General features: G+C 42.1%; 21 protein-coding genes. 8 read left to right on the top strand and 13 right to left on the bottom strand.

All coding sequences use genetic code 11. The features are described 5' to 3' along the window. Positions 1-149: 149 nt before the first annotated feature. A complete protein-coding gene (locus OCU77_RS10080; protein WP_048898522.1) occupies positions 150-548 on the top strand; it encodes a hypothetical protein in 399 nt (132 codons plus the stop codon). Between the two features lie 122 nt (positions 549-670). Here OCU77_RS10080 and OCU77_RS10075 read toward each other — a convergent pair whose 3' ends face one another. The 4 genes from OCU77_RS10075 to torC form a co-directional block, all read right to left on the bottom strand. Then, the gene (locus OCU77_RS10075; RefSeq protein WP_048898523.1) at positions 671-1,216 is read right to left on the bottom strand and encodes a hypothetical protein; all 546 of its coding nucleotides are present in this window, start codon (positions 1,214-1,216) and stop codon (positions 671-673) included. A 415-nt stretch (positions 1,217-1,631) separates the two neighbouring features. Next, positions 1,632-2,282: a molecular chaperone TorD gene (torD, locus tag OCU77_RS10070; RefSeq protein ID WP_048898524.1), complete on the bottom strand. Its 651-nt coding sequence runs from the start codon at positions 2,280-2,282 to the stop codon at positions 1,632-1,634. 199 nt (positions 2,283-2,481) lie between these two features. After that, the gene (torA, locus tag OCU77_RS10065) at positions 2,482-5,010 is read right to left on the bottom strand and encodes a trimethylamine-N-oxide reductase TorA (protein ID WP_107302477.1); all 2,529 of its coding nucleotides are present in this window, start codon (positions 5,008-5,010) and stop codon (positions 2,482-2,484) included. A 71-nt stretch (positions 5,011-5,081) separates the two neighbouring features. Further along, positions 5,082-6,248 carry a pentaheme c-type cytochrome TorC gene (gene torC, locus OCU77_RS10060; RefSeq protein WP_048898525.1) on the bottom strand — a complete coding sequence of 389 codons (1,167 nt, stop codon included), beginning with the start codon at positions 6,246-6,248 and terminating at the stop codon, positions 5,082-5,084. A gap of 199 nt (positions 6,249-6,447) precedes the next feature. On the opposite strand from torC, the gene torR reads away from it, so the two are divergent. Next, a complete protein-coding gene (gene torR, locus OCU77_RS10055) occupies positions 6,448-7,161 on the top strand; it encodes a two-component system response regulator TorR (protein WP_048898526.1) in 714 nt (237 codons plus the stop codon). Between the two features lie 458 nt (positions 7,162-7,619). Here torR and panP read toward each other — a convergent pair whose 3' ends face one another. The 6 genes from panP to OCU77_RS10025 form a co-directional block, all read right to left on the bottom strand. Then, positions 7,620-9,272: a pyridoxal-dependent aspartate 1-decarboxylase PanP gene (gene panP, locus OCU77_RS10050; protein ID WP_048898527.1), complete on the bottom strand. Its 1,653-nt coding sequence runs from the start codon at positions 9,270-9,272 to the stop codon at positions 7,620-7,622. Positions 9,273-9,392: 120 nt separating this feature from the next. Further along, entirely contained in the window at positions 9,393-10,373 is a 981-nt protein-coding gene (locus OCU77_RS10045) for a DUF2860 domain-containing protein (RefSeq protein ID WP_048898528.1), read from the bottom strand. Positions 10,374-10,494: 121 nt separating this feature from the next. Next, a complete protein-coding gene (locus tag OCU77_RS10040; RefSeq protein ID WP_048898529.1) occupies positions 10,495-11,007 on the bottom strand; it encodes a hypothetical protein in 513 nt (170 codons plus the stop codon). A 354-nt stretch (positions 11,008-11,361) separates the two neighbouring features. Continuing rightward, entirely contained in the window at positions 11,362-11,460 is a 99-nt protein-coding gene (locus tag OCU77_RS10035; protein WP_107302476.1) for a MetS family NSS transporter small subunit, read from the bottom strand. A gap of 1 nt (position 11,461) precedes the next feature. Further along, entirely contained in the window at positions 11,462-12,943 is a 1,482-nt protein-coding gene (locus tag OCU77_RS10030; protein ID WP_048898530.1) for a sodium-dependent transporter, read from the bottom strand. A gap of 395 nt (positions 12,944-13,338) precedes the next feature. Continuing rightward, on the bottom strand, positions 13,339-13,938 hold the full coding sequence (locus OCU77_RS10025; protein WP_053111800.1) for a hypothetical protein: 600 nt from the start codon (positions 13,936-13,938) through the stop codon (positions 13,339-13,341). A gap of 146 nt (positions 13,939-14,084) precedes the next feature. Here OCU77_RS10025 and cydH point away from each other — a divergent pair, with 146 nt between their 5' ends. Beyond that, positions 14,085-14,174, top strand: a complete 90-nt coding sequence (gene cydH, locus OCU77_RS10020) for a cytochrome bd-I oxidase subunit CydH (RefSeq protein WP_107302475.1) — start codon at positions 14,085-14,087, stop codon at positions 14,172-14,174. A gap of 136 nt (positions 14,175-14,310) precedes the next feature. Beyond that, entirely contained in the window at positions 14,311-15,570 is a 1,260-nt protein-coding gene (locus tag OCU77_RS10015; protein ID WP_048898531.1) for a patatin-like phospholipase family protein, read from the top strand. Between the two features lie 98 nt (positions 15,571-15,668). Here the strand turns inward: OCU77_RS10015 and OCU77_RS10010 are convergent, their stop codons facing one another. Next, complete coding sequence (locus OCU77_RS10010) at positions 15,669-16,574, bottom strand: manganese-dependent inorganic pyrophosphatase (RefSeq protein ID WP_048898532.1); 906 nt, start codon at positions 16,572-16,574, stop codon at positions 15,669-15,671. Between the two features lie 329 nt (positions 16,575-16,903). Here OCU77_RS10010 and OCU77_RS10005 point away from each other — a divergent pair, with 329 nt between their 5' ends. The 4 genes from OCU77_RS10005 to emrD all read left to right on the top strand — a co-directional run bounded on the left by OCU77_RS10005 (position 16,904) and on the right by emrD (position 21,496). Continuing rightward, the gene (locus OCU77_RS10005; RefSeq protein ID WP_048898533.1) at positions 16,904-18,196 is read left to right on the top strand and encodes an alpha/beta fold hydrolase; all 1,293 of its coding nucleotides are present in this window, start codon (positions 16,904-16,906) and stop codon (positions 18,194-18,196) included. A 93-nt stretch (positions 18,197-18,289) separates the two neighbouring features. Continuing rightward, positions 18,290-18,670 (top strand): hypothetical protein, encoded by a 381-nt coding sequence (locus OCU77_RS10000; RefSeq protein WP_107302474.1) that lies wholly within the window; start codon positions 18,290-18,292, stop codon positions 18,668-18,670. Positions 18,671-19,133: 463 nt separating this feature from the next. Continuing rightward, positions 19,134-19,733, top strand: a complete 600-nt coding sequence (locus OCU77_RS09995) for a GTP cyclohydrolase II (RefSeq protein ID WP_048898534.1) — start codon at positions 19,134-19,136, stop codon at positions 19,731-19,733. Positions 19,734-20,311: 578 nt separating this feature from the next. Next, a complete protein-coding gene (emrD, locus tag OCU77_RS09990; RefSeq protein ID WP_193391656.1) occupies positions 20,312-21,496 on the top strand; it encodes a multidrug efflux MFS transporter EmrD in 1,185 nt (394 codons plus the stop codon). Positions 21,497-21,588: 92 nt separating this feature from the next. Here emrD and OCU77_RS09985 read toward each other — a convergent pair whose 3' ends face one another. After that, positions 21,589-21,915, bottom strand: a complete 327-nt coding sequence (locus OCU77_RS09985) for an HI1450 family dsDNA-mimic protein (protein WP_048898535.1) — start codon at positions 21,913-21,915, stop codon at positions 21,589-21,591. An 87-nt stretch (positions 21,916-22,002) separates the two neighbouring features. Next, a complete protein-coding gene (locus OCU77_RS09980) occupies positions 22,003-23,535 on the bottom strand; it encodes an EAL domain-containing protein (RefSeq protein WP_107302473.1) in 1,533 nt (510 codons plus the stop codon). Between the last annotated feature and the right edge of the window lie 188 nt (positions 23,536-23,723).

Below are 23,723 nucleotides of genomic sequence, written 5' to 3'. Positions count from 1 at the left end.
AAGGGTATCTACAGATTCATGGTAACAGTTAACACTAAATGTGTCTGTGCTTGAATTAAATCCTTGAGATATAGCTTATAAATTCTTGAAATCCACAAAAATAGTGTGATAATTATGGGATTCATTGCTGCTTACTTTGGACTAAAAGCATGACGACAGATACGAAAAGACAAGGCGTTTGGTTTGCTTATATTGCAACTTTTCTTACGCCATTTACTCTGATGATTTCAGGCATTGTTGCCATTATTTATTCTGCATATCAAATGAATAAAGGTACTGATGAAGTTACCTACAGCCACTACTACACCATCATCAAAACATTCTTCTTATTCTTTACTTTTTTTGTGGTGTTAGGTGTAACTGCTGCAACAACCAGTGGCATGGTTGCAGGTGCTGAGTATTGGGTACACAGCGATATTTTAGATATGATCCGCCATGCTATTCCTTACATTGGAGCTGGGATTTCTTTGGCTGCTATTTGTTTTTGGTTTATCAAAATCAGCAAAGGTATGCAGCGTTTAAAAGCGAATCAAGCGGTAGAGATTTAATTTATCTTACTTAATTGTGTCTTCTCACCTTAACGATTAGACAAGTAAAAGCCCACATCGAGTAAGGTCGATGTGGGCTTTTTTGTTTTTCAATAACAAGTAGCATTCGAATGAATAACCTATTACTGCATTTGTTTTAGTAGTTGATCTAAGTTACCGAATAATTCTTTGGTTTTAGGATCATGCTTGGTCATGGCGATGTAGGTTGCTTTGCGTAGATCTTCTTCCTTATCCATTAACGCTTCATCGCTCATTATCGTTTCTCGTTGTTTAGCTAAAACGGATTTGGCATGGCTAAATTCTTTTATCAGCTTAGCTTGCTGTTCTTGTGTAGTGCCTGCTGCTCGTAATTCATCTTGAATTTCTTTGGCTTTAGCCATAAAAGCATCGGGGTCGTAGCCCACTTGCTCTGCTTTGGCTTCGAATGCTTTTTCGAACTCTAATTGTTGCTGACGTAACTTAGGGTTTGCTTGCAGAGTTTCTTGCTTAATTGCAGCTAATTCTTGCTGGATAACCCCCACTTTATTCGCTATGCGTTGCTGTTCGGTGTAGGAATCTGTTGATACTGGGCTTGCAGTTGCTTGTAAGCTAATGGCTGAAGCGGCGATAAGTAGGGCAGTACAGATTGATTTTATGAAACGCGCAGTAAAGGTATGAGAGTCAGTCATTGTATTACCTATTATTGTTGTTTGAGTAAGTTTACAGCCTGAACACTTATATAGATGGTGAGTGAGATCTCATCTGTATAGTTCAATGTTCATAGCGAATAATGGCGTGTAGGTAAAATGACGGATTCTGATACAGGCTTTGTCAGTGTAATGTAAGTTTGGCTGACTGCTAACTGAACAATGCTAAAGAGTTGTTTTTGATTGATGAATTGGCAAGAGAGGAAAAGCGGAGCGTTAATTGTTTTAGCTATGGGTGATAGGTTGGCGAAAAAAGCTGGCAATCCGATTGCCAGCAAAGGAGATAGTGTCGCGACATAGCCTTGATAGTTAAAGTCAGTGATTACTACGATCAGTGATTTCACTATCAGCGATTGGTGAAATCGCTTTGTTAGTCGCGAGGACTTATTATTCGGGGTTATTCTTCGCCTTGCAGGAATGCCACATCAAGTTGGCAAAACGCAAGTAACAAGTTAACAGCAGCAGCATAGAAGCCGAATTTGTCACGTGTATTACATTCTTTAACGAATAGCGGTAACCAAGTCATTAAATGCTCATTAATGAAGCTTAGTTGAGTTTGCATTGCTTCTTCGTGTTTTTCTTCATCATCTTGCTGATTAGCCAGAATGATTAAGTTACCAAGAAAGTCTAATTCGATCGCAATGTGATCAGCAGGTTCATTAAACTCTTTACGCTGTGCAATATCGTATTTACCAAATAAGGCATTCATTTCTTGTGCTGGTTTATCATTGAGTAGACCTGATTCACCAATGTACATAGATGCATACGGTAAGGCGCCAGATTTAGGTGTACTAAGGAATAAGCCACAGAAATCAGCAGCAAGCTCTAGTTGTGCATCTTCACGGCCTTGTACGCGCGTAATGGCTTCACGGAAGGCCTCTACAGGTGCTTTAAGCTCATCTGTCATGCCAAGGCCAGACAAGAAGGTGTACATCTCGCCACCGTAATATTGCTCTAAATCTTCGTTCGTTAGTTCGCGTGCCAGTAGTGAAGACATCCACCAGTAAATTTCAGCACGTTGTTCGTTGAAGGCAATCAGTTCTTGCATGGTTACTCCAAGACGGTTTTAAACAAGCTCATAAGAGGAGGGCTTATTTAGGAAAACATATTCACATACAGTATTTGTTGTTAAGGCTTGTGGTAACGCCTTGTATGTGAATAGATTTTCGTTAGAAAAATAAAGGTAGCTCATTCAAGCTACCTTCATCAAGTCTGTGTGGCCCATAAAGAGCCACACGTCACCTGTATTATGCTTTCATAGCAGGGAATAGAGGATCGATATCTGTTACTTCTGTCGGGCCGTGGAAGCCAGTTACAGCAGGAACAACACCAGTGTACTTCTCGATGTTAACGATCGCTGAGTGCGCTGACGTTGCCTGTGCAAGTTTAGAAGAACCAATATCTTGCGTTAGTACGTTTGGATCACCGTATGTACAAATAGTACCTGGCTTACCACCTTCAAGCGGGCTGTACCATGCACCTTCTTCGATACGACAAACACCTTGAGAGTAATCGTCTGTAACAACGGCACCAGCAAGCACTTGGCCACGGTCGTTGAATACACGTACTACGTCACCAGATTTAATACCACGCGCTTCTGCATCTTTAGTATTGATGTAGATAGGCTCGCGATCCGCTACTGCGTAAGTCGCACGTAGTTCTGTTGAAGAACATAGCTGCGAGTGCAGACGGTGGTTCGGGTGACAGCTCTGTAAGTGCAGTGGGAATGCGTCAGAACGAGGACCGCCGTGGCTACGTTCTTTCTTTTCAAACCACATTGGGTGACCTTGACAGTCATCGTAACCCATATCTGCAATAGTCTTACAGTAGATTTCGATCAGACCAGAAGCAGTACCTAGAGGCTCTAGATCCGGTTCTTTACGGAATGATTCGTGACGTACCCACTCGTTACCAGCAGGGAAGTCGATGAAACCTTCACCTTCCCAGAATTTCTTGAAGTTAGGCATACGAACACCTAGGCCACGGCCTTGTAGACGTGCGCCATTGTAGATTTCTTCAATCCATTCCATTTGCGTTTTACCGCCAGTGAATGCTTCTTCACGGTCGTAACGACGACATAGTTCACGGAACATTTCGAAGTCATCTTTCGCTTCAAACATTGGTTCAACCACTTTAGGAAGTGCGATGATACCTGCGTTTGAGTGGTTACCGTATTGCTCGATGTCATCACGCTCATGGGTTGTGGTTGCTGGTAGTACGATATCAGCAAAACGACATGTTGCTGTCCACTGGTGGTCGATAGAGACAACAGTTTCCAGTTTACGCCACGCCTTGATCATCTTGTTACGATCTTGGTGGTGGTGGAACGGGTTGTTACCACAGAAGATAGCCATCTTCATTTCTGGGAACTTAATGTCGTGACCGTTCCATTGGATAGTTTTACCCGGGTTGTCGATACAGTCTACGAAACGTGCAACAGGGATGTACGTTGAGTAGCCGTTGTATGAACCGTTGTGGATTGGGTCAACGCCAGTTACGCCGCTAAAGCCAGACATTAGTGGGCCGTTAGACGTAATAGAACCTGCATCATTGTAGTGCCAGCCGAAACCGAAACCACCACCAGGTAGACCGATTTGACCAAGCATTGCAGCAACAACAACTAGCATCCACGCGTATTGCTCACCGTGTTGCATACGTTGTAGACACCAGCCACCGATGATTTGTGTACGGCCAGAAGCCATTTGACGTGCAAGAGCACGGATGTCATCAGCTTTAATGCCACAGATTTTTTCAGCCCACTCAGGTGTTTTCTCTACACCGTCAGTCTCACCCATTAGGTAAGGTGTGAACTTCTTGAAGCCTGTTGTGTAGTCAGCGATGAACTCTTTGTTGTATAGGTTTTCAGTATACAGAGTGTGCGCAACAGCAAGCATCAACGGAAGGTCAGTTTGTGGGTTAACAGGAACCTGCTCACCACCAACATACTTCATTGTTTCTGAGCGTACTGGGTCAACGTGAATAACTTTAATTTCTTTGTTTTTCACTTTCTCAGCAAGTTGCTGGTAGTACGCGTACGGGCTGTGATCTGGAACTAACCAACCTACTTGTAGGTTTTTAATTGGGTCAGAACCCCAGATAACGATAGTGTCTGAGTGCTCAAGCACTAGCGGCCAAGATGTTTGTTGCTCGTATACTTCCATTGCACCAGCAACGTAAGGAAGGATTACTTGCGCAGCACCTGTTGAGTAGTCACCCATTTTACCTAGGTAAGTACCGTGTAGGCTAACAGCACGGCTCATCATAGTACCTGCAGAGTGCAGTTTACCTACAGACTGCCAACCTGTGTGACCAGCGTACAGTGCGCTAGGGCCGAAGTTGTTCTGAACACGTTCCATTTCGTGGTAGAAGAAATCAAGCGCTTGAGACCATGGCACACGTACAAAGCGGTTGTCACCACGTTGCGTTGTATCAGACTTGTAGCCGTGTTTTAGCCAGTCGATACGTACCATTGGGTATTTAACACGTGCAGGGTTGTAAACCACTTCACGTACGCCATCGATCATGTGAGTAGGGTGGTTGTCCTTTTCGAAAGGAGTAGTACTTACCCAAACACCGTCAACAACTTTAGCGCGGAATGCACCCCAGTGTGAACCAGACAGTACGTCGCCTGTGAATTTAGCTTGTGATTCAGTTGCAGCCATTGCGTTGCGTGGTGCAAGTAGGCTTGTACCTACTACTGATGCCGCACTCGCTGCAACCATTCCCGAAAGGAAACGACGGCGTGAGATGCCTTTGTTTAGAATTTGAGTCGCCATAATTGGAGAATCCTTTAATTATTTTAAATTCTGTGGATGTGGCGGAAGGGATACCTTCCGCCTATCGGGAATTAGTGTGCGCCAGCGCCGCCAGTGTCTTTACCGTGGTTTTGAAGATACTTAAGTAGGGTACGTTCTTCAGTTTTGCTTAGACGGTAGTAAGCGCTCATTGCATTCAGGCCAGAGATCCAACCGTTAGCAGTGAAGTGAGCTGGGTCTGGAGCCGCGTGACATGCGTTACAAGTCGATGCGTACATACCTTCTGCGTAGTTCCAGATTGGCTGAATGTTGTCGATAAGATCAGCGCTTGTTACCCATGCTTGAACAGAAACGTGTTGCCATACGATGTCAGTCGCAGAGTCGGTCTTCTCTTCAATTACTTGCTCAGTTGCTTTAACGTCACCACGGATAGTTGCTTTGAATACACGTTTACCCATGTACTCAGTCATTACACGGCCTTTACCCGCTTTTTCTAACCAACCGTCGATCTGAACTTTAACCATATCGTCTTTACGTTCAAGAACCGTTACTTCAGAAGCAGGAAGTAGTTTACCTTCTGCTTTACCTGATGCATCAGCTGTTGCGTATAGATCTTTTTCACCAAGAGAATACAGTTTCTCAGCAGTTGCACCTTGGCTGTTGGCTGTTGCTTGTAGGGTTTCAAAATCTTTTTGGAAGCCGCCAGCCATGTTTGGTAATTCGTGTGCAATACCTTTGTGACATTCGATACAGTTCATGTTTTCAGCCGCAGCTTTCTTCATTTCCATCGCAGCTTTAGCAGATTGCTTGCTGTGATCCATATCGTCGTACGAGTGGCAGCTCTTACATGTTTTAGATTGTTGGCCGCTCATACGTGCCCAAACAGCTTGCGCCATTTCTAAGCGGTTTTCTTCAAACTTCTCAGGCGTATCGATTTTGCCTGTAACGAAGTGGTGGTATAGATCTTTTGCTGCTTCCAGTTTACGGAATACCTTACCAGGGAAATCTTTTGGCTGGTGACAATCAGTACATACTGCTTGAACACCTGAAGCATTTTTGAAGTGAACAGACTCTTTGTACTCTTCGTAGTTTTGCTCCATGGTGTGGCACGAAGTACAGAACTCGATAGTTGAAGTAACCTCGAAGCCTTTGTGTACCACGAAGGTGCCCGCAAGGGTGATACCGATACCGATCAAAACCAGTGCAAGAATAGAAAGCTTGCTGCTAGGTTTGATCAACTTTTGCCAAAGTTTTTTCATAGTGGATGATTCCATTAAAGAATGATGTCACTGTAAGTAGCAGTGACGTATAAATTTTTATGGTTTAATCTTAAAACCACGATGTGAATAAGGATAAGGGTAGGGATTAACAGTTAAGGCAGATTTATGACAAATTGTTAATAACCGACTGTTGTGCTACCGTATTAAAAACAGCCAAATAATTAGAAAAGAGATAGAAATGAGTCATCACGTACTTGTTGTAGAAGACGAGATTGTGACCCGAACGAAGCTTGTGGGTTACTTTGAAAATGAAGGTTACAAGGTGAGCCAAGCAGAGAGTGGCGCGCAAATGCGTGACATTATGGCTAGCGAAAAAATTGACCTTGTAATGCTTGATATTAACTTGCCGGGTGAAGACGGATTAATGTTAACGCGTGAGCTACGTAGTCGCTCAGAAGTCGGCATTATTCTAGTTACTGGCCGTACCGATAGCATTGATCGAATCGTTGGACTAGAGATGGGTGCTGACGATTATGTAACTAAGCCTTTTGAGTTACGTGAGCTGCTTGTTCGTGTTAAAAACCTGCTGTGGCGCATCTCTCTGGTCGAAAAGGCACGCGATGAAGCTGTTGTCGAATTGCAAGAAGACAGCATTATTCGTTTCGGTGAATGGCAATTTGATATCAATAAACGTGCATTAACCCATAACGGCGTTCCTGTTAAATTAACGAAAGCAGAATATGAATTATTAGTTGCTTTTTCATCTCATCCAAACGTTGTGTTAAGCCGAGATCGTATCTTGAATATGTTGAGTCACCGCGTAGAAGCACCGAATGATCGTACTATTGATGTACTGATTCGTCGCATGCGTTCTAAGATGGAAGCCGATCCGAAAAACCCACAAATCTTTGTGACAGTTCACGGAGAAGGTTACATGTTTGCAGGTGATTAACTGTTGTTTATTTCAGCATGCAAGCTATTGATTTGCTGTTGCTGAAAATGACATAAGTTTTCATATTTGAGCCGTTATACAGTGTATAACGGCTTTTTTGTGCGCGCTTATCAGCACTTTTATTGATAACGATCAATTTATATTACGTGTTATTAACGCGCTTGAAGTGTGATACAGATCTTATTTGTATGTTATTGATGCAAAAGCTGTTTATTTTTGCATCGCGATGAGAGCTTGATCTCATTTGGTTGTGATAGATTTTGATGAAAATGATAGCGATGATTTATCGCTCGTAGTCATTTAATGAGTAAGTGTGAAGGAAAAACGCTGAAAAAATAGCCGAACGATTCAGCGGGTAAATAAATTTTTAAATTTTTTTTAGGTTTGTTCGTATATAAAAGCAGCAAACACCTATCAGTATGCCTGATAGATGCTTGAGAAATACCATAATAGATAGCTTATTTAGTGCGTTTGAGGATCTGCTGAGTCAGAGTATGGATAGCAGGTAAGCTTAATTCACTCTCTTTAGCGAGTTCTCTTTGCTCTTTAAGGACACTCTGGAGTATCTCATGGCTGGTGAGTGGATTAGCAAGAACAACGCGAAATACTGTGGTGATTTTACGTTGCCATTGTTTTGGATGAATACGGGTCCGAGATACGAACGATTTACCTGATTCGCGCTGACGTTTTTGGATAAACTGGGTTAGATCATTCAGAGCTTCGAGTAATGTTTCGCGCTCATCATCAGTGGCTAGTAGTAAAGCTTGCTGCGTTGCTTCTGGGACATAGCGGTAGGTGAGTAAGCATAACTCGGGCTCGGTCACTAATTCGAAATCCGCTTGTTGCTTTATCAAATCAGCAAAGTATTGCGCCTTTTCGATGCTTCCATTGATTAGCAATTCATAGCCTGGTCGACTGATAATATTTAAGCTAGCAAATAACAGCATAGCCATGCCGCTACGTGACCCTTCCAGTGTATGGCTGCCTAAATCTTTTGAGCCTTTACGCAATATGTATTCCGCATGGTGCTCGATAGAGGTCATTGAGGCGGGGTTTTTGAAAATAACCATACCTGCACCCATAGGCACATAGAGTTGTTTGTGGGCATCTATGGTCACAGAGTCTGCACGTTCAATCCCTTTTAATAAATGTCGGTATTTATTCGACATCAGTGTTGCGCCACCCCATGCGGCATCAACGTGGAAATGACATTGATGCGCTTCAGCAATGGCGGCGAGCTCTTCAAGTGGATCAATATTGCCAGTTTCTGTTGTACCCGCTACACCAATAATCGCAATGGGTTTGATGCGCTTTGCCTCAAGCTCAGACAATGTCTGCTTTAGGTCATCAGTACAAATACGGTTGTTTTCATCGGTCTTAATTGGAATAACACAATCTCGACCTATGCCTAGTACATCAGCCGCTTTTTTTAGCGAGTAATGACCGCGTTCTGAAACTAAGATGGCTAAATCTTCATAGCCATAATGCTTCATTGCGCGAAATAGCCCTTCTTGTGCTACACCGCGAAATTCACCATCTGCTTTTAATACGTTATTGCGCGCAACCCAAAGGGCTGTGATGTTTGCAATCGTGCCCCCAGAGCAGAAAGAGCCCAATGAGTGATTAGCACTGTGCATCCATTGCGCATAAAAATCATCGGCCTGATCATAAATTAAGTTATGCATCATACCGAGAACTTGGCGCTCTAAGGGAGTAAAGGCTTTAGAGGTCTCAATTTTCACCAAGTTTTGGTTCAGACCAATCATGATTTTTGATAGTGGCATTAAGAAATAGGGCAATGCCGATGTCATATGGCCAATAAAGCTAGGCGCAGAGGTATGTACTGATTGCGCGACTAGCTTGTCTAATAAAAATTGGGTGTGATCGGAAACAAAACTCGGTGTTTCAGGAATATCAGCGCTTGAGAAATCCTTCTCTATTTCAGCTAAAGGTTTTTCTACTGCCGCTATATGATGACGTAGAAATTCATTGAGGTTTTGAGATATATCTAGCTCAATGGCACCTAGCGTCGAATCGGGTGCTTCAGGCACTGTAAAAATGCGATGCATCGACGCTAACGATGCGTCTGCTTGTCGGTTATCCACTACCATACGCTTTCTAACTAAAAAAATTTCCTTACTTATAACATATTAGCCACAATCTCCCACAAAACTTATTTTCCATTAATAGGCTGTTTGGGGGTAATTGTGGCAAATATGCTTGTTATTTGGTCAAAATTTATAATTTAAACCTACTGTTGCCAATAAACTGTCTTCGTCATAGAAGGTAATATTGGATTGTGATTGGTTATAGCCAATTAGAGAAATTGCAGACCAATTTTGCCATCCAAATGGTTGTCGATACTCGTAGGCTAAAAAGGCTCCCCAACGGTCATCTTTTTGCTCTTGGTTAAACACTGGATTTATAGTATCGAATGTCGCGTGATCATAACTTACAGTGAAGGCAAAACTGGATGAACGGAGCAATTGAATAATACTGGCTTCGCCACCATAGATAGTGTGCGCCATTGCTTCACCTTCACTGTTGATACGCGTGTAATTCAGTGCACCCCGTAGCATCATTCCTCGTCCAACAAACTGACTATAGGAGCCTTGTGCAAACAGTATATTGGCTTCTCGATTGAGCAAGGTTTGCTCTTGGGGAGTGAAGTTGGCAAACCCGCTTTTCTCATCGTCGTAACTTTGATGGCCTACCGCCAGTTCACCAGAAAAGTTTGAGCCCATAATCTTTTCTGCGGTTAGACGCAGTGCGCGGGTTTTAACTTTGGTTTCTTCACGTTCCTCATTCAGGATAAAGGGATCAGCCCATGTTTTTTGCTTCAATAATCCAGGTACAAAGCTGAAACTAAATATGCCTGTGTCTTCAAACTTTTGACGGTAGCCTAATTCAAGATGGAAACGGCCAAGTGCGATATCAGACCGACGAGTACCGAAGAATATTTGCTGGTCTGCTGACTGGAAGGTGTAATCCAGTGTACCGATTGGTGCAATCAGAAAACTATCTTGCGTCGTGGCTTTTTGGTTTGGTGAAGAGAGCGTTTTGTTATCAGTATTAAACTGAGAGGTTGAACGTGTATACCCAGTAACAACGGATATTTCACCGCCAAAACCGGGATCCCAGTCTTGATTAGGTCTTCCAGCATAACTTGATGCCGAGATCACTGCTAGGCAGAGAAGTGAATAGCCTTTCATTACCACATCCTTGTTATCACAATATGAGGGCTTCATGCCCAAATACGTTTGTATCCTCATTGCGCGTAAGAATACAAACGGTATATGACAATTATACGGGGTTGCGAGCTTGTTGGATCAGTTATTTACATTCGATATTTTCAATTTTGGTGATTTTTTCATTATAAGCATTTAATGGCTTTTCAATATCACCAGGGTGTGAAAGTAAATCGGCGAATGCACTGCGTAACTCATAATTTTTAGGGTGGGGCTTACTTTGACGATCATCAAACGCTTGCTTCGCAAACTTACCTAACTCGTCGTCTTGCTGGGAAATAGTTTTAACGTCTTGCTGTGAGAGTTTTAACCATGATTCGACTGATTGTGAGAAATCGAGACGAGACTGATCATTTTTCAAGAACCAATCAAAAGCTTGACGATTTAGTTCAAAGTGATGCTTGCGACCGTCTAAAAACCATTGTCCAACTTCTTTTAGGTTCTCGTCTTTTTTGACGGACAGCGCAACGAGGCTTTCGTACCATGATAGCGATGCATCAATATACTGATGGTATTTGTTGCTAACACAGGTGTCACTGGCAGCCATTGCACTGGTAGGTAGTAAGGCTAAAGAGAGTAGTAGAGCAGGTAACTTCATTGCCAATCCTTGAGAAAGTCATTGTTATTATTAACCAGACATAAGTGATAGGTGCATATGTTTGGCATTTATTGGATTGTAATAGCTTGATTGTCAGAAGGAAAAGGATTCTTTACCAAAATGATACAGGTTTGGCATAACAAGTGTGAATTTCTGCGAGCATTGACTAGCAAGTAGCTACGAAATACTTCCTGAGTTGGATACCAATTAAACTCAGTCTTTGATGCTTTTTATTGATCAACACTATTGAGACTCGCCTTTATTTAGTGAGTATTCGTGTTGCGTAGCAAATAAAAACAGAATCAAAAAGAGGCTCGATATGAGCCTCTTTAATTGATGTGTTTATGCTAACAGCTATCCGTTCTTCTTCATCGCGACAGAGATGCAGTAAGCTGCGCCTCCCCACGTGATCCCAAGGCCAAATAGCATCATGATAATTGCACCTGTAGTCATATTAAGCCTCCTTTTGAATGACGGGTTTAGATGTCACATTGATAACAACGGCGACGATAAACATTGCAGCAACTAGGCCCCAACCAAGCATTAATAGATCTGAGGTCGCGTAACCACCGTAACCATCGGTGAATGTATTCACTAGGTTGGTTGCTAGAATGATCGCAAGCATTGCTGGGCTTAGGAAGCGAAGACAAATCTCAAACCATTTGCCTATGCTGAACTCAGAGATTTTGTTCACATACTCACGTACATCCGAAATCTTAAATAGCCACGCGATAACAATTAGCTCAATCAAGCAACTTGTTAGTAGTGCAACGTTGTTAATAAAGTAGTCGACCAAATCAAGGAGTAATAGCCCGCCGTTGGTTGCAAACGCAAGGGATACCACAAAACCTGTACCGCACACTACCGATGCCGCTTTTTTACGGCTCCAATTTAGTTTGTCGATAATGGCTGATGTAACCGCTTCAATGATTGAAATATGTGAACTTAGGCCTGCAACAACTAATGCAAAGAAGAACAATGGCCCAAGAATATAAGGTGCTGGTAGTAAGTTTATTGCTGCTGGGATTGTCACAAAGGCTAAGCCAACACCAGCCGATACAACTTCCGTAAGGGGTTTGGCTTGCTCTTGTGCCATATAACCAAGAACCCCAAAGATCAGTACACCGGCTGTGATAGAGAAACCACAGTTAATTAATACTGTCATGAAAGCATTATTGTTGATGTCTGATTTTTCAGGTAAGTAGCTAGAGTAAGCAATCATAATTGCAAAGCCGACACTTAGGGTAAAGAAGATCTGGCCGTAAGCGGCAGACCATACTTTAGCATCAAGTATTTTGCTGAAATCTGGTTGGAACAGGTAGTTTAGTCCATCCATGGCACCGGGTAGGAATAATACGCGACCAATCAGACCCACAACCATTAGGAAAAGTAGCGGCATCATGATTTTAGACGCGCGCTCGATACCACCTTTTACGCCAGTAAATATAGCGGCAAATGTAATCCCCCAAGCTAGCACCATAGGAATTGCAATGTGCAGCTGTAGGCTACCTAAGTTACTTGGCGAGTTGTCACCAAGCTGTAGGTATTCGCTAAAGAAGAAGGCATTAGTGTCAGCTCCCCAGCTCTGTGTGAATGAGTAACCTAAGTAGGAAATTGCCCAGCCGATAATAGCGACGTAATAAACTGCAATGATTGCTGCGATAAATACTTGGAACCAACCAAGCCACTCTAATTTTCCACCTAGTCTGGCGAAAGCACGTGGAGCTGCACCACGGAGCTTATGGCCCAGACTAAATTCCATGATCATGAAAGGGATACCGGCAGAAAGCATGGCAAAAAGGTAAGGGATAAAAAATGCGCCACCGCCGTTTTCGTAAGCCATGTATGGGAAACGCCAGATGTTTCCTAAACCTATGGCAGAGCCTACCGCCGCAAGAATGAATCCAGCGCGTGAGCCCCATTGTTCTCGTTTCATAAACAACTCCTTTTGTACTGCTATTCTCTATTCGTTAAATAAAAGCTAGAGAAAAATGCTAAGAATTTCCATTTCGCGACACAGTTTTTGGTTTGTTAAACCGTGTTGATATATCGAGAGTAACGAGAGAAAAAATGTAAAGCAATAGAGTGTAAGTTTGTTAACACCCGTGTGTGTTGGTGTTAACTTTTGCTGTGAGGAGTGAGCGCGGTTAGGCTAACAAGGAGAATTATTTATATTGGTGTATATCACTGCATTTGGCTTCAGCTGTAGTGATATATTTTATTTTCACGATGAGGATTATTGGCTGTAAAACCACCAGAAACCAGTATGAGACTGTATTTTGCTACAAAAAGGGTGATATTTTCAGCCAACTGAAAAATTATTCACTTAAATCAGAATGAAAACTGTAGCCCAAGGTTAGTTTGGAACTGGCTAAATAGTTCTGAATCTATAGAAACGATGCAGGTTTCATTGCCTGATGGAAGCGTGCAGGCTACCGTGGTGTTGCTTTTTACAACATTGCCGAGCCATCTTCCCTCTAGCACGATCTTTGCATTTCTACTCAGTTCATATTCAGCGCCACCAAATAAACCACCAGAGAAAAAGACTTCTTTCTCAGTCCATGACGCATTAGCAAAAGTCCCCCCTAGGCTGGCACCGAAATAGCTTTCTAGTTGTTGGGTTGGCTGAAACCGTAGTGAACTCTGAAAATGGAGGTAGGTAAATTGAGTTTCTCCAGCGAGGTCTTTTGCATCGGTATTTTGGTGGCTAACAAAGATACCAACTCGACCTGGTTCGAGATCTGTCTCAATTGCAATGTTGTAGTTAGCGCTATTGTTGACTGACACCTTATTACCGGAATCGTTATTGATTGAGCCTGAATAGCTGTAGCCAATCGTAGGGGTAACGTAGATATTCTCGGCATGGGCGAAAGAAGGAATGGTTAAGCAAGATAATAAACCAAAAGAAATAAAACGAGAGACGAACCGCATTGATATGCCCTTAATTTAGTATGTGTTTGTAGCGATATTGTGACAGCTATCTGCACTTCTCGCATATAATTCACGCTTAAACTTGATCTGCGCCTAAACTGGGGTTACAAATATGTTAAAACATTGCGCAGTATAGGGGATTAGATATGGATACCGATTTAAAACTAGCACTTTTTGCAGTAGTTGCAGCATTAGGCATGATCATGACATTCTCTTTCATTTCGGTGACTGCTTAGCAAGGATAGCGTAAATAAAATGCCCCAAGTGACTCTGCTTAATAACGAGACATTGATGGTGTCTCGTTCCTTCTTTATTCAACAATTGATGATATATTGCTAACTTAGCCTCTGATAGCACTGTGTGTGTTTGGATATGACAAATCGCTTATCATTTAGTTTGAAACAATCTGATTTACAAGTTGTAAATCAAATCTCTGGTCAACTCGCGGGCATTGAATACAAAAAAATTGCTTTGGTTGTACAGGGCGGTGGACAGCGCGGTATTTTTACTGCTGGTGTATTTGACTCTTTCTTGGAGGCGGGTTTTGACCCTTTTGACCTCTATATTGGAACCTCAGCAGGTGCACTTAATCTTTCATCCTACATCAGTCGGCAACCACGTTTTGGTTACGATTTTATCGTTAACTACACGACTCAGGATGATTTCTTTAACTTGTATAAGTATCTGAGTCAGCAAAAACCGATGGATTTAGATTGGGCGCTTCAATGTGTCTCGCCGTCAGGCTCGTTACCTCTTGATATTCATAAAGCCAAAGCTGTGTTGTCTAATCGTGTCGCGTTAGCCTCTGCTACACGAAAAGATACGTTAGAAGATATCTATTTACCTATGTTTGATGAGGATTGGAAAGATGTATTAAGAGCATCTTGTGCGATTCCAGTCCTTTATAACCAGCCTGTCAACATTAACGATTTAGAGTGGGTAGACGGTGGTGTTAGTGCTGCTGTTCCAGTGCAAGAAGCATGGCGACGAGGTGCGGATTTAGTCATAGTGATACGCACCGAGCCTGTTGAAGAGCATGATGAATGGGATGATTTATTTGATGACTGGCGTGATAAAATTGAACAGTCTATTCCAGGTTACATCGAAAAAATTAACCGAAATCCCTCGATTGGTAAATTACGCGCAGCACATTCAGATTTGTCACAGCGATTCCAACAATGGAAGCAAAGGCTTGATGATGAAGACAGTGTTCAGCAAGATGCTGACTTCTCAGATGCCTTGAGCACTAATGCGCATTTACCCGATAAAGTGAAATTGTTTTTGCAAAACCATAAAGATAAACGGTTAACCAAAACCAATAATGGTAGCTGGAAATGGCTGGCTCATAACAATATGGAGCGTTTCTTAAAGCTTACAGGTAAAGGTAAAAATGCGGATGTGGTAGAGATGCTGACGCAGTATTACCAAAGTTATCGTGAGCAGTGTGATTTTTTGGCAAATGTGCCAGAAGGTCTGCAAGTGATCCAAATTGCACCAGAGAAAGGTTTGAAAAGTCGTGCGTTATTGAGCGATAAAGATGATCTTGAGGTCGATTACCGCGAAGGTAAAGTGGTTGGGCGCGAATTTGTTACCCATTTTGCTGGGTTGATTCAAAACTCAAATACAGCATAGTCATCCCGACGCACACTTGTATTTCGGATGAATTACACCCAAACAAAAAGGAGCACAATGTGCTCCTTTTTAATCTTGTTTTTAAAACAGCTTGCAGATTAAGCAAGTACTGTTTGTAGCCACGGCCAGCCTTGTTTTTTACGGCTTAGCGTGTTTTCCATCATTAGCATGCCATCTTTAGCGTGTGTATCTAAAGTCGCATTCCACTCACCTTTGTAAAGTAGGCGAGTTGTGCTTGTTGTGATGTCTGTAAGCATAAGAGCAGCCATTGCAAGACCTTCTTCGTCGCAACGACGTTGTAGATCAGCGTTTAGCTCTTCGATCATGGCATCAACTTGCTCTAGTGTTGCTAGTTCGATTTGGCCAACAACAACGTTACGCTCGTTGAATGGGTATGCTTTAAGATCTTTTTCTACGAGTTCTGCAGCAGAAAGACCTTGGATGTCAGTTTTAGCGATTAGAAGCTCTTTGATGAATAGGTCAAGATCTTCAACACCCGCTAGTGGTGCGAGTTCAGCTACTGCATCTTTATCTTTTTGAGTACAAGTTGGAGAAGCAAAGCCTACTGTGTCACTTAGAATTGCAGACATCATTAGTGTTGCAAGTTCACGAGTGATTTCAGTTTCTTCCATCTTGAATAGGTTGAACATGATGGTACAAGTACAACCAACAGGCCAGATCCATGCTTCAAGTGGGTTAACTGTCATCACGTCACCTAGGCGGTGGTGATCAACAATACCTACGATTTCAGCATCAGCGATATCGTCTGGTGCTTGTGCTAGGTCAGAGTAATCAACTAACCATACTTTTTCGCCAGCAACGCCAGTACACATTTCTGGTTGATCAACACCAGCAGTTTTTAGGATGTGCTGAGTTTCACGGTTTAATTCGCCTTGACGAACAGCTTTCGCTTCTAGGCCGCGAGCTTTAAGTAGTTCAGCACCAACAAGTGCAGAACAAATGCTATCACTGTCAGGGTTCTTGTGACCAACAACTTGAATCATGATGTTTCCTTTACTGCGTCTGTTACAGCGTCAGTGCTGTAAGACTGAATGGGGCATACTCGTATATTGAGTATTCGCGATGGCGTAATTTTAGAGATTTTCACAAAAATAACAATTGCGAGCAGCAAATTTCGTTTCAGTTGATTAAAAGCCCGTCTTTTTTTGCGTTAATTTAAGGGGTTAGCGCAGCGGCATACTGTTTATATGCGCTGTGTTAAAGTGTTTTCGCGTCTGTATTACGCTTGATATATGATGAGAACATTAAAGAGTAATACGACCATGTTATTTGAATAAAACCACTATAGGTTTTCATTTTCACGGAGGAACACGTGCAAACAACGTTTATCGATGGTGATCTTGTTTATCGCCCGCATTCATTTGAAGTACCACTCAACTACGATCATCCTTCGGATAAGACGATAACTGTCTTTGCGCGAGAGATTGTTGCGAAGCAACACCAAGGCAGTGATTTACCTTGGTTAGTTTATTTACAAGGTGGTCCCGGCTTTCCTTCACCACGCCCTGATAGTAATAGCGGTTGGCTAAAACGTGCTTTACAAGCGTACCGTGTGTTATTGCTTGACCAGCGTGGTACAGGGCAGAGTACTGTTATTTCTCATCAAACATTGGCTGGTCAATCAACCGATCAGCAGGTGGCGTATTTATCGCAGTTTAGAGCCGATAATATTGTACGAGACGCTGAGTTTATCCGTGAGTCACTGAATGTGAAGCAGTGGTCGATATTAGGACAAAGTTTTGGCGGTTTTTGTGCTCTGCATTATTTGTCATATTATCCACAGAGCCTTACTCGTGCTTTTATTACGGGCGGACTTGCTTCGTTAACACGCCATGCAGATGACGTGTATCGTGCTACCTACCAGCGTGTTCTAGACAAAAACGCGCAATTTTTTAACCGTTTTCCTTCTGCTCAGCAACGTTGTAATGAAATTGCTGATTACCTTGTTGATAATCAAGTGTTATTGCCTAATGGTCAGCGCTTTACAGTTGAACAATTTCAGTTAATCGGTATTAACTTGGGGAGAAGTGGTGCTGAACTTCCTATGTACTACTTGCTTGAAGAAGCTTTCGTTGAAGTCGACGGGAAGCGTGAGCTTAGCTATGCCTTCTTGAACAACATGCTGATGGAGCAGACATACCAAACTAACCCTATTTATGCGATTTTGCATGAATCAATTTATTGTCAGCACACGGCATCCAATTGGTCAGCCCACCGTGTTCGTGATGAATACCCTCAGTGCCATTATAAGAAAGGGCAAGATTTCTGCTTCACTGGCGAAATGGTTTACCCGTGGATGTTCGATCAGCTGGAATGTTTAAAACCATTGAAGATAGCAGCAGAGCAACTGGCTGAAAAAGCTGACTGGCCAACGCTCTACAGCATAGAGCAACTAAGTAAGAATACCGTTCCTGTTGCGGCAGCTGTGTATTTAGCAGATATGTATGTTGAATATGCGTACAGTAAAGAAACACTCTCGACATTAAAAAATGCTAAAGCATGGGAAACCAATGAGTACGAGCATAACGGTTTGAAAGCTGATGGTGAGCGTATCTTAGATCGCCTCATTCAACTTGCTGATGAACTTGATGATCATCAAGGCTAGTGGTTTCAGTCTGACCTTTTATTAAAAAGTGCTCGTTAAGAAAGATAATAACATGTATATATATTACATGTTATTATCTGTTCGAGTTAAACCATGGCTTCTTCAATCAATATAGATAAAGGTCCCCAGAATCATTCTGTCGTAGGTTTATTGCTGCATATCCCCATAGTGTTGAGCTTATGGCTGCTGGCGGCGCACAGTTTGAGATTTGGGCATATCATTGCTTTTGTTCTTTTACTCCTATCGCCATTGATCTTGTTGGTACGACAGCGCGTTGTACTTCGTGCTTGCCAAGTTTTTCTTTTTAGTGGCGCGTTATTTTGGATCTATACAACTTATGGCATGCTAGTAACAAGGCTTGCTATGGGCGATGATTGGCTTCGCTTATTGTTAATCATGAGCGGCGTTATCTTTTTTACTTTGATTGCGTCTTGTTTGTGCATGCACGCTAAAGTAGAGCGAGCCTATCGCTAGGATTATAATTAACCTCATAAATTAAAGGGTTGTAATTGTTATAGTATAACAATAGTCTACAGGTGAAGACGTGATGAGTTTGTCATTTCATTTGTGGGCTTTATAGGATGCACCAAGCTAGAGACGTGCCTGTGCTTCGGCATATTGACTTTGTTTGTAGCCATTTAGTGCTTTTATATGGCGCAATGGCGTATGTAATCTAGCCACTTGGCTGTATTCGTCCTCTAGTTACAGGGTGATCATTAGGACAAGTCTGTTTTCACTGGTTGATTTTAGCTATTATCAATCTAAGCGTTAGTCGAAATATCAATTTGACCTCTCTTATCTTCCTCTCTCGTATTGATGGAAAAGAGGACGGATTTTTCGATCCAGAGTATGTGCCTTTGGCCTTTTAGCCAAAGGAATAGATAATTGTATGACCCGTTTTTCTCGGGCCATAAAAGAAGAAGTATTTAGGAATAAGATGGTAAATGTAAGGGCGAGAGTGCCTTTTAAAGTTGGTCTTAAGAGCAATATTCCTGCTGATTTGCTTTCATTTAATGGCCTGGAGTCGGGTAAAGAGCATGTTGCGGTTATTTTCCGTGATGCGGACAAGCAAGAGGTTGCACCACTTGTCCGTATGCATTCTGAATGTTTAACGGGTGACGTTTTTCACTCATCACGTTGTGACTGCGGTGAACAGTTGGATGAAACCATCAATAAGATGGGCGATCAAGGCGGTGTGATTTTATACTTACGCCAAGAAGGCCGAGGTATTGGTCTTTACAATAAAATTGATGCTTATGAGCTGCAAAGCCAAGGTATGAATACTTACGAAGCAAATAATCATTTAGGCTTTGGTGATGATTTACGCGATTTTACTGAAGCGGCATTAATGCTTAAAGCATTAGGGTTAAGCACTATTCGTTTGGTGACCAATAACCCTAAAAAAATCCGTGAACTGGAAGAAAATGGTATTACCATTACTGAAGTTGTCGGAACAAAAGCGCACGTAAAAGAGGGTAATGAAAGTTACCTAAAAACCAAAGCAGCGCACGGTAAACATCGCTTTAACTTCGATTAAGGCTAGTTTGGTGGTATCAACAAGATAATACTAAAATATCCTCTGCTATTTAGCGGTAAAACGCCTCAATTTATTGAGGCGTTTTTGTTTCTGCTCGTCTTTGGTCTTCCTTTTTCCTTTCCATACCGGGTAGGTCTCTTCCCTCTATCTGTCTTTAGTTAGTCATAACGCAATAAGCAGTTGTACGCATAGTCTTTCAATATGCCATAGACGAATTTTGCTTATGCGTATTAATTAAACTCACTCATTATCATCAGCAGTAATTTTTATCGTCAGTAGTTTGAGTGAAAGCACTAAATTATAGATTACTTTTTCTAATCCAAATCATAATAAAGAATCGTGCTGAGTAACACGCTAATCACTTGCCAGATTTTCAGTTCGGATTTACTATCTGCGCATCTTAAAGCAGATATAGAAACTAAATAGCATCATAGAGGTAGATAATACGTTCACCTTATGAGTTATGGTTGGAGTAAAATTCTGCGATAGGGCAATTTTTCTCAATGAAAAACTCGTTTTTAGTATATTGTTCTGTTGTGAGGGATTTGGTTGTGACTCAGCAATCACCAAATATAAATATGGTACGTTTGTTATTTTTAGTAATCATTTTAGCTGCTGTAGGTCAGATGACGCAGACAATGTACGTGCCTGCAATTCCAGCTATGTCAGAGTTCTTTGCCGTTGAATCATCGTATTTGCAAGCGGTAATGGCTGCATATTTAATTCCGTACGGTTTATCTCAGTTCATCTACGGCCCGCTATCAGATCGTATTGGTCGTCGTCCAGTGATAATGATTGGTATGATGATCTTTCTTTTTGGTACGGTAATGGCCATTTGGGCGCCAAGCTACGAAATATTCTTGCTTGCTAGCTTTGTTCAGGGCATGGGTACGGGCTGTAGTGGTGCTATGTGCCGTACAGTGACACGTGACTGCTATAATGGTACCGATCTTCACCGTGCGAATAGCTTAGTGAGCATGGGGGTGATCTTTTCTCCATTACTTGCGCCTGTTTTAGGTGGTTTTTTATCAAGTCACTTTGACTGGACGGCAAGTTACTATTTCTTGCTAACATTCGGTGTTGTTGTAACTATTGCAATGATGTTTTACTTCACTGAGACGTTACCAAAAGAAAATCGTCGAAATGAAAAGGTGTGGGTTAGCTACCACCACGTATTAAGTAACCGTCAGTTCCAAGGCTATGTGCTATGCCTTATCGCAACGTTTGCGGGTATTGCTGTGTTTGAAGCTGCTGCTGGCGTGTTATTGGGTAGTGTACTTAAGCTTGAGCCAACCATGGTGAGCTTCTTGTTTGTCTTACCCTTACCAGGTTACTTAGGTGGCTCATGGATTTCAGCTAATTTAGTGAAAAAAATGGGTAACACCCGTGTACTTTACTTAGGTATGACGGCGATTGTACTGGGTGCGGTAACAATTTTGGTTCCAGGTTTGGCTGGCATGGTTACTGTTAGTTCTTTGATCGGTGGTGCGTTCTTGTACTTCATTGGCGCGGGCGTATTATTCCCTGCGGCAACTACGGCTGCGATTGAACCTTTCCCTCATCATGCAGGGACTGCTGGTGCCGTGCTTGGTGGTCTACAAAATTTAGGTGCTGGTTTGGCAACCTTGGCGGCATCTTTAATGCCAGCGGAAAACCAAATGAGCTTAGGTATTGTAATGTCTGTAATGGCAGTGGTGGTATTTATTAGTCTGAGCTGGGTACGCAAGAATCAACAGCACGATACACCAGTCTTGGTGGGCTAGTTGTCAGATTAGGTAAATAGTCAGACAGTAAACATAAAAAAGGCAGGTTAATAAACCTGCCTTTTTGCTATTCGAGTATTTCAAATGAAAAATTAGTCACGCTTCCACAGAATGTGACAGAATTTGTTCTCTGGATCACGGCTAACAAGAAGACGAGCAAATACATCGTCTAGTACATCGTTTTCTTCGTTAACTAAACCGATACGCACTTCAGCATATACTTCACCATCTACGTCGAAACCCACATGCTCTGGCCAGTCAGCGCCTGTTTCAACAAGTTCTGCTGCGCCACGATCTTCAAATTGAGCTGTAAACAGAATAACGTCTGCTGGTTCGAGGTTTTCTTGTGCCATTTCTAGGAAAATATCGTATGCCGCATCGATAACGTCATCGAAAGAAATCAGGTCTTGGTTTTCCATGGGTTTTTATAACTCTTACTATTCATCAATTGTTGCCAGTATATCTTGATACAGAGTCAATTTGCAGTGGTCATCGCTATACATGGCTCACTTTATCGTGCTGTCTTGTGGCAGCGTCATTTTTAATTGCTGTATATAGCGCTTAATCGTCATTGGTTTAGCGAATAGATAGCCTTGGCAGCACTCTATTTCTAGTAAACGAATACGTTTAGCTTGTTCTTTGGTTTCAACCCCTTCAGCGATCAATACACAATTAAACCGTTTAGCGAGTTCGCAAATGCTATCGAGTATCGAGTGCGCAATGGTTTCATTGCTTGACGCTGCAACAAAAGCACGATCTATTTTTAATATTTCAAAGCTGAGTTGCTGTAAGCGTGATAGACCTGAATAACCGCTACCAAAGTCATCCAGCGCCCATTTTACGCCTTCTTTACGAAGTTGCGTCATGCCACTTTGTAATTGAGCTAATTGATCATCAGTGAAGGTTTCACGCTCAGTAAATTCAAGTACAAGCCCGTTTTGTAGAGATGGCTGGTGGCGGATGATATTGACGAGTTTGCGCACATAATAGGGGTTAGCTATCATTGAGGCTGTGACATTCAATGATAAATAATGATTCTCTGATATCTGACTTAATACTGCTTTGTTACGCCCCGCTTCAGCAAGTAGCTTTAGGGTTATATCATTAATTAAACCTGTATTTTCGGCTATGGTTATAAACTCAGCAGGCGAAGTTAAGCCATTGGTTGGATGCTGCCAGCGTAAGAGTATTTCAGCACCTAACCATTGATGAGTCTTACTGCACACTATGGGCTGTAGATAGCCAGTAAACTCATTATTTTTGATCCCTTGTTGGATCTCTGACTCAAGTGTACGCCTTGTTTTCTTGTATGAATGCAGTAGTGCTAGCAGCAAGGCTGTTAGCAAAGAGACAATCATTAGCGCGAGCAGTAGCTGATCTTTGAATGCTTTTAGTAGCAGAGGTGCATCATAGCCAGTGACGATAGAAAAAGGGTAGTGTTTTGAGCTGATCTCCAAGTGATCAATCAGCTCACAATTTTTAATGTCAGTATCACCTGCAATTAATTTTCTGTCATAGATCATCTGAGCTTTCATATTGTTTCGGATACCAAAGTCACTGACCCAGAAATCAATATATTTAAGGTGCAGTGAAATTCTGACCCACATATCCTTGTATGGGATGAGGTAGAAAAGGGCTCTCATATTTCTGCGCTGATCATTGGCAATGTATGTCAGCCGACTGGTTTGACTGTGTAAATTCTTTGGTAGCTCGTCGGATATATCTAAATTAAATTGACGAGCACGATCCGAACATACGATCTTATTGTCTTTTATATAGCTGATTTCTTTAATTGAGACAGAGTCAAATATGATGTCTTCGAGTAGCTGTTTATTTTGAGTGCTACACAAATCGTTCATGGTATCGATAACCGCAAGTTTTTGCTCAACACCTGCGAATAGGTTGTCGACATGCTTTACTGCCCGCTGAGCAGCATCGCTCATATTTCGTTCTGTTTGGATAGCTACCCAAAAAATGTCGCTTAGCATAGCCAATACAAAAAACAGTACAGCAAATTGAATATTTTTTGAGTTGAACATACGCAGGCAGACACATAAGCAATTAAAGGGGATGCAATATAGAGTAAAGCGCAGTTATTGCACAGTTTTTTTGTCATTTATGCTGGATATCTTCATTGTTTTTGATTTGAGCTAACTTTGCAGTGAGCCAGCTTTGTAGCGAGCAGTAAACAAGGATTAAATAAGCATATTCTTATAAATGGATTATT

The sequence above is a fragment of the Photobacterium swingsii genome (assembly GCF_024346715.1).
Classification (GTDB): Bacteria; Pseudomonadota; Gammaproteobacteria; order Enterobacterales; family Vibrionaceae; genus Photobacterium; species Photobacterium swingsii.
The sequence above is the reverse complement of the archived record's forward strand: the minus strand, read 5'-3'. Positions and strand labels throughout refer to the sequence as shown.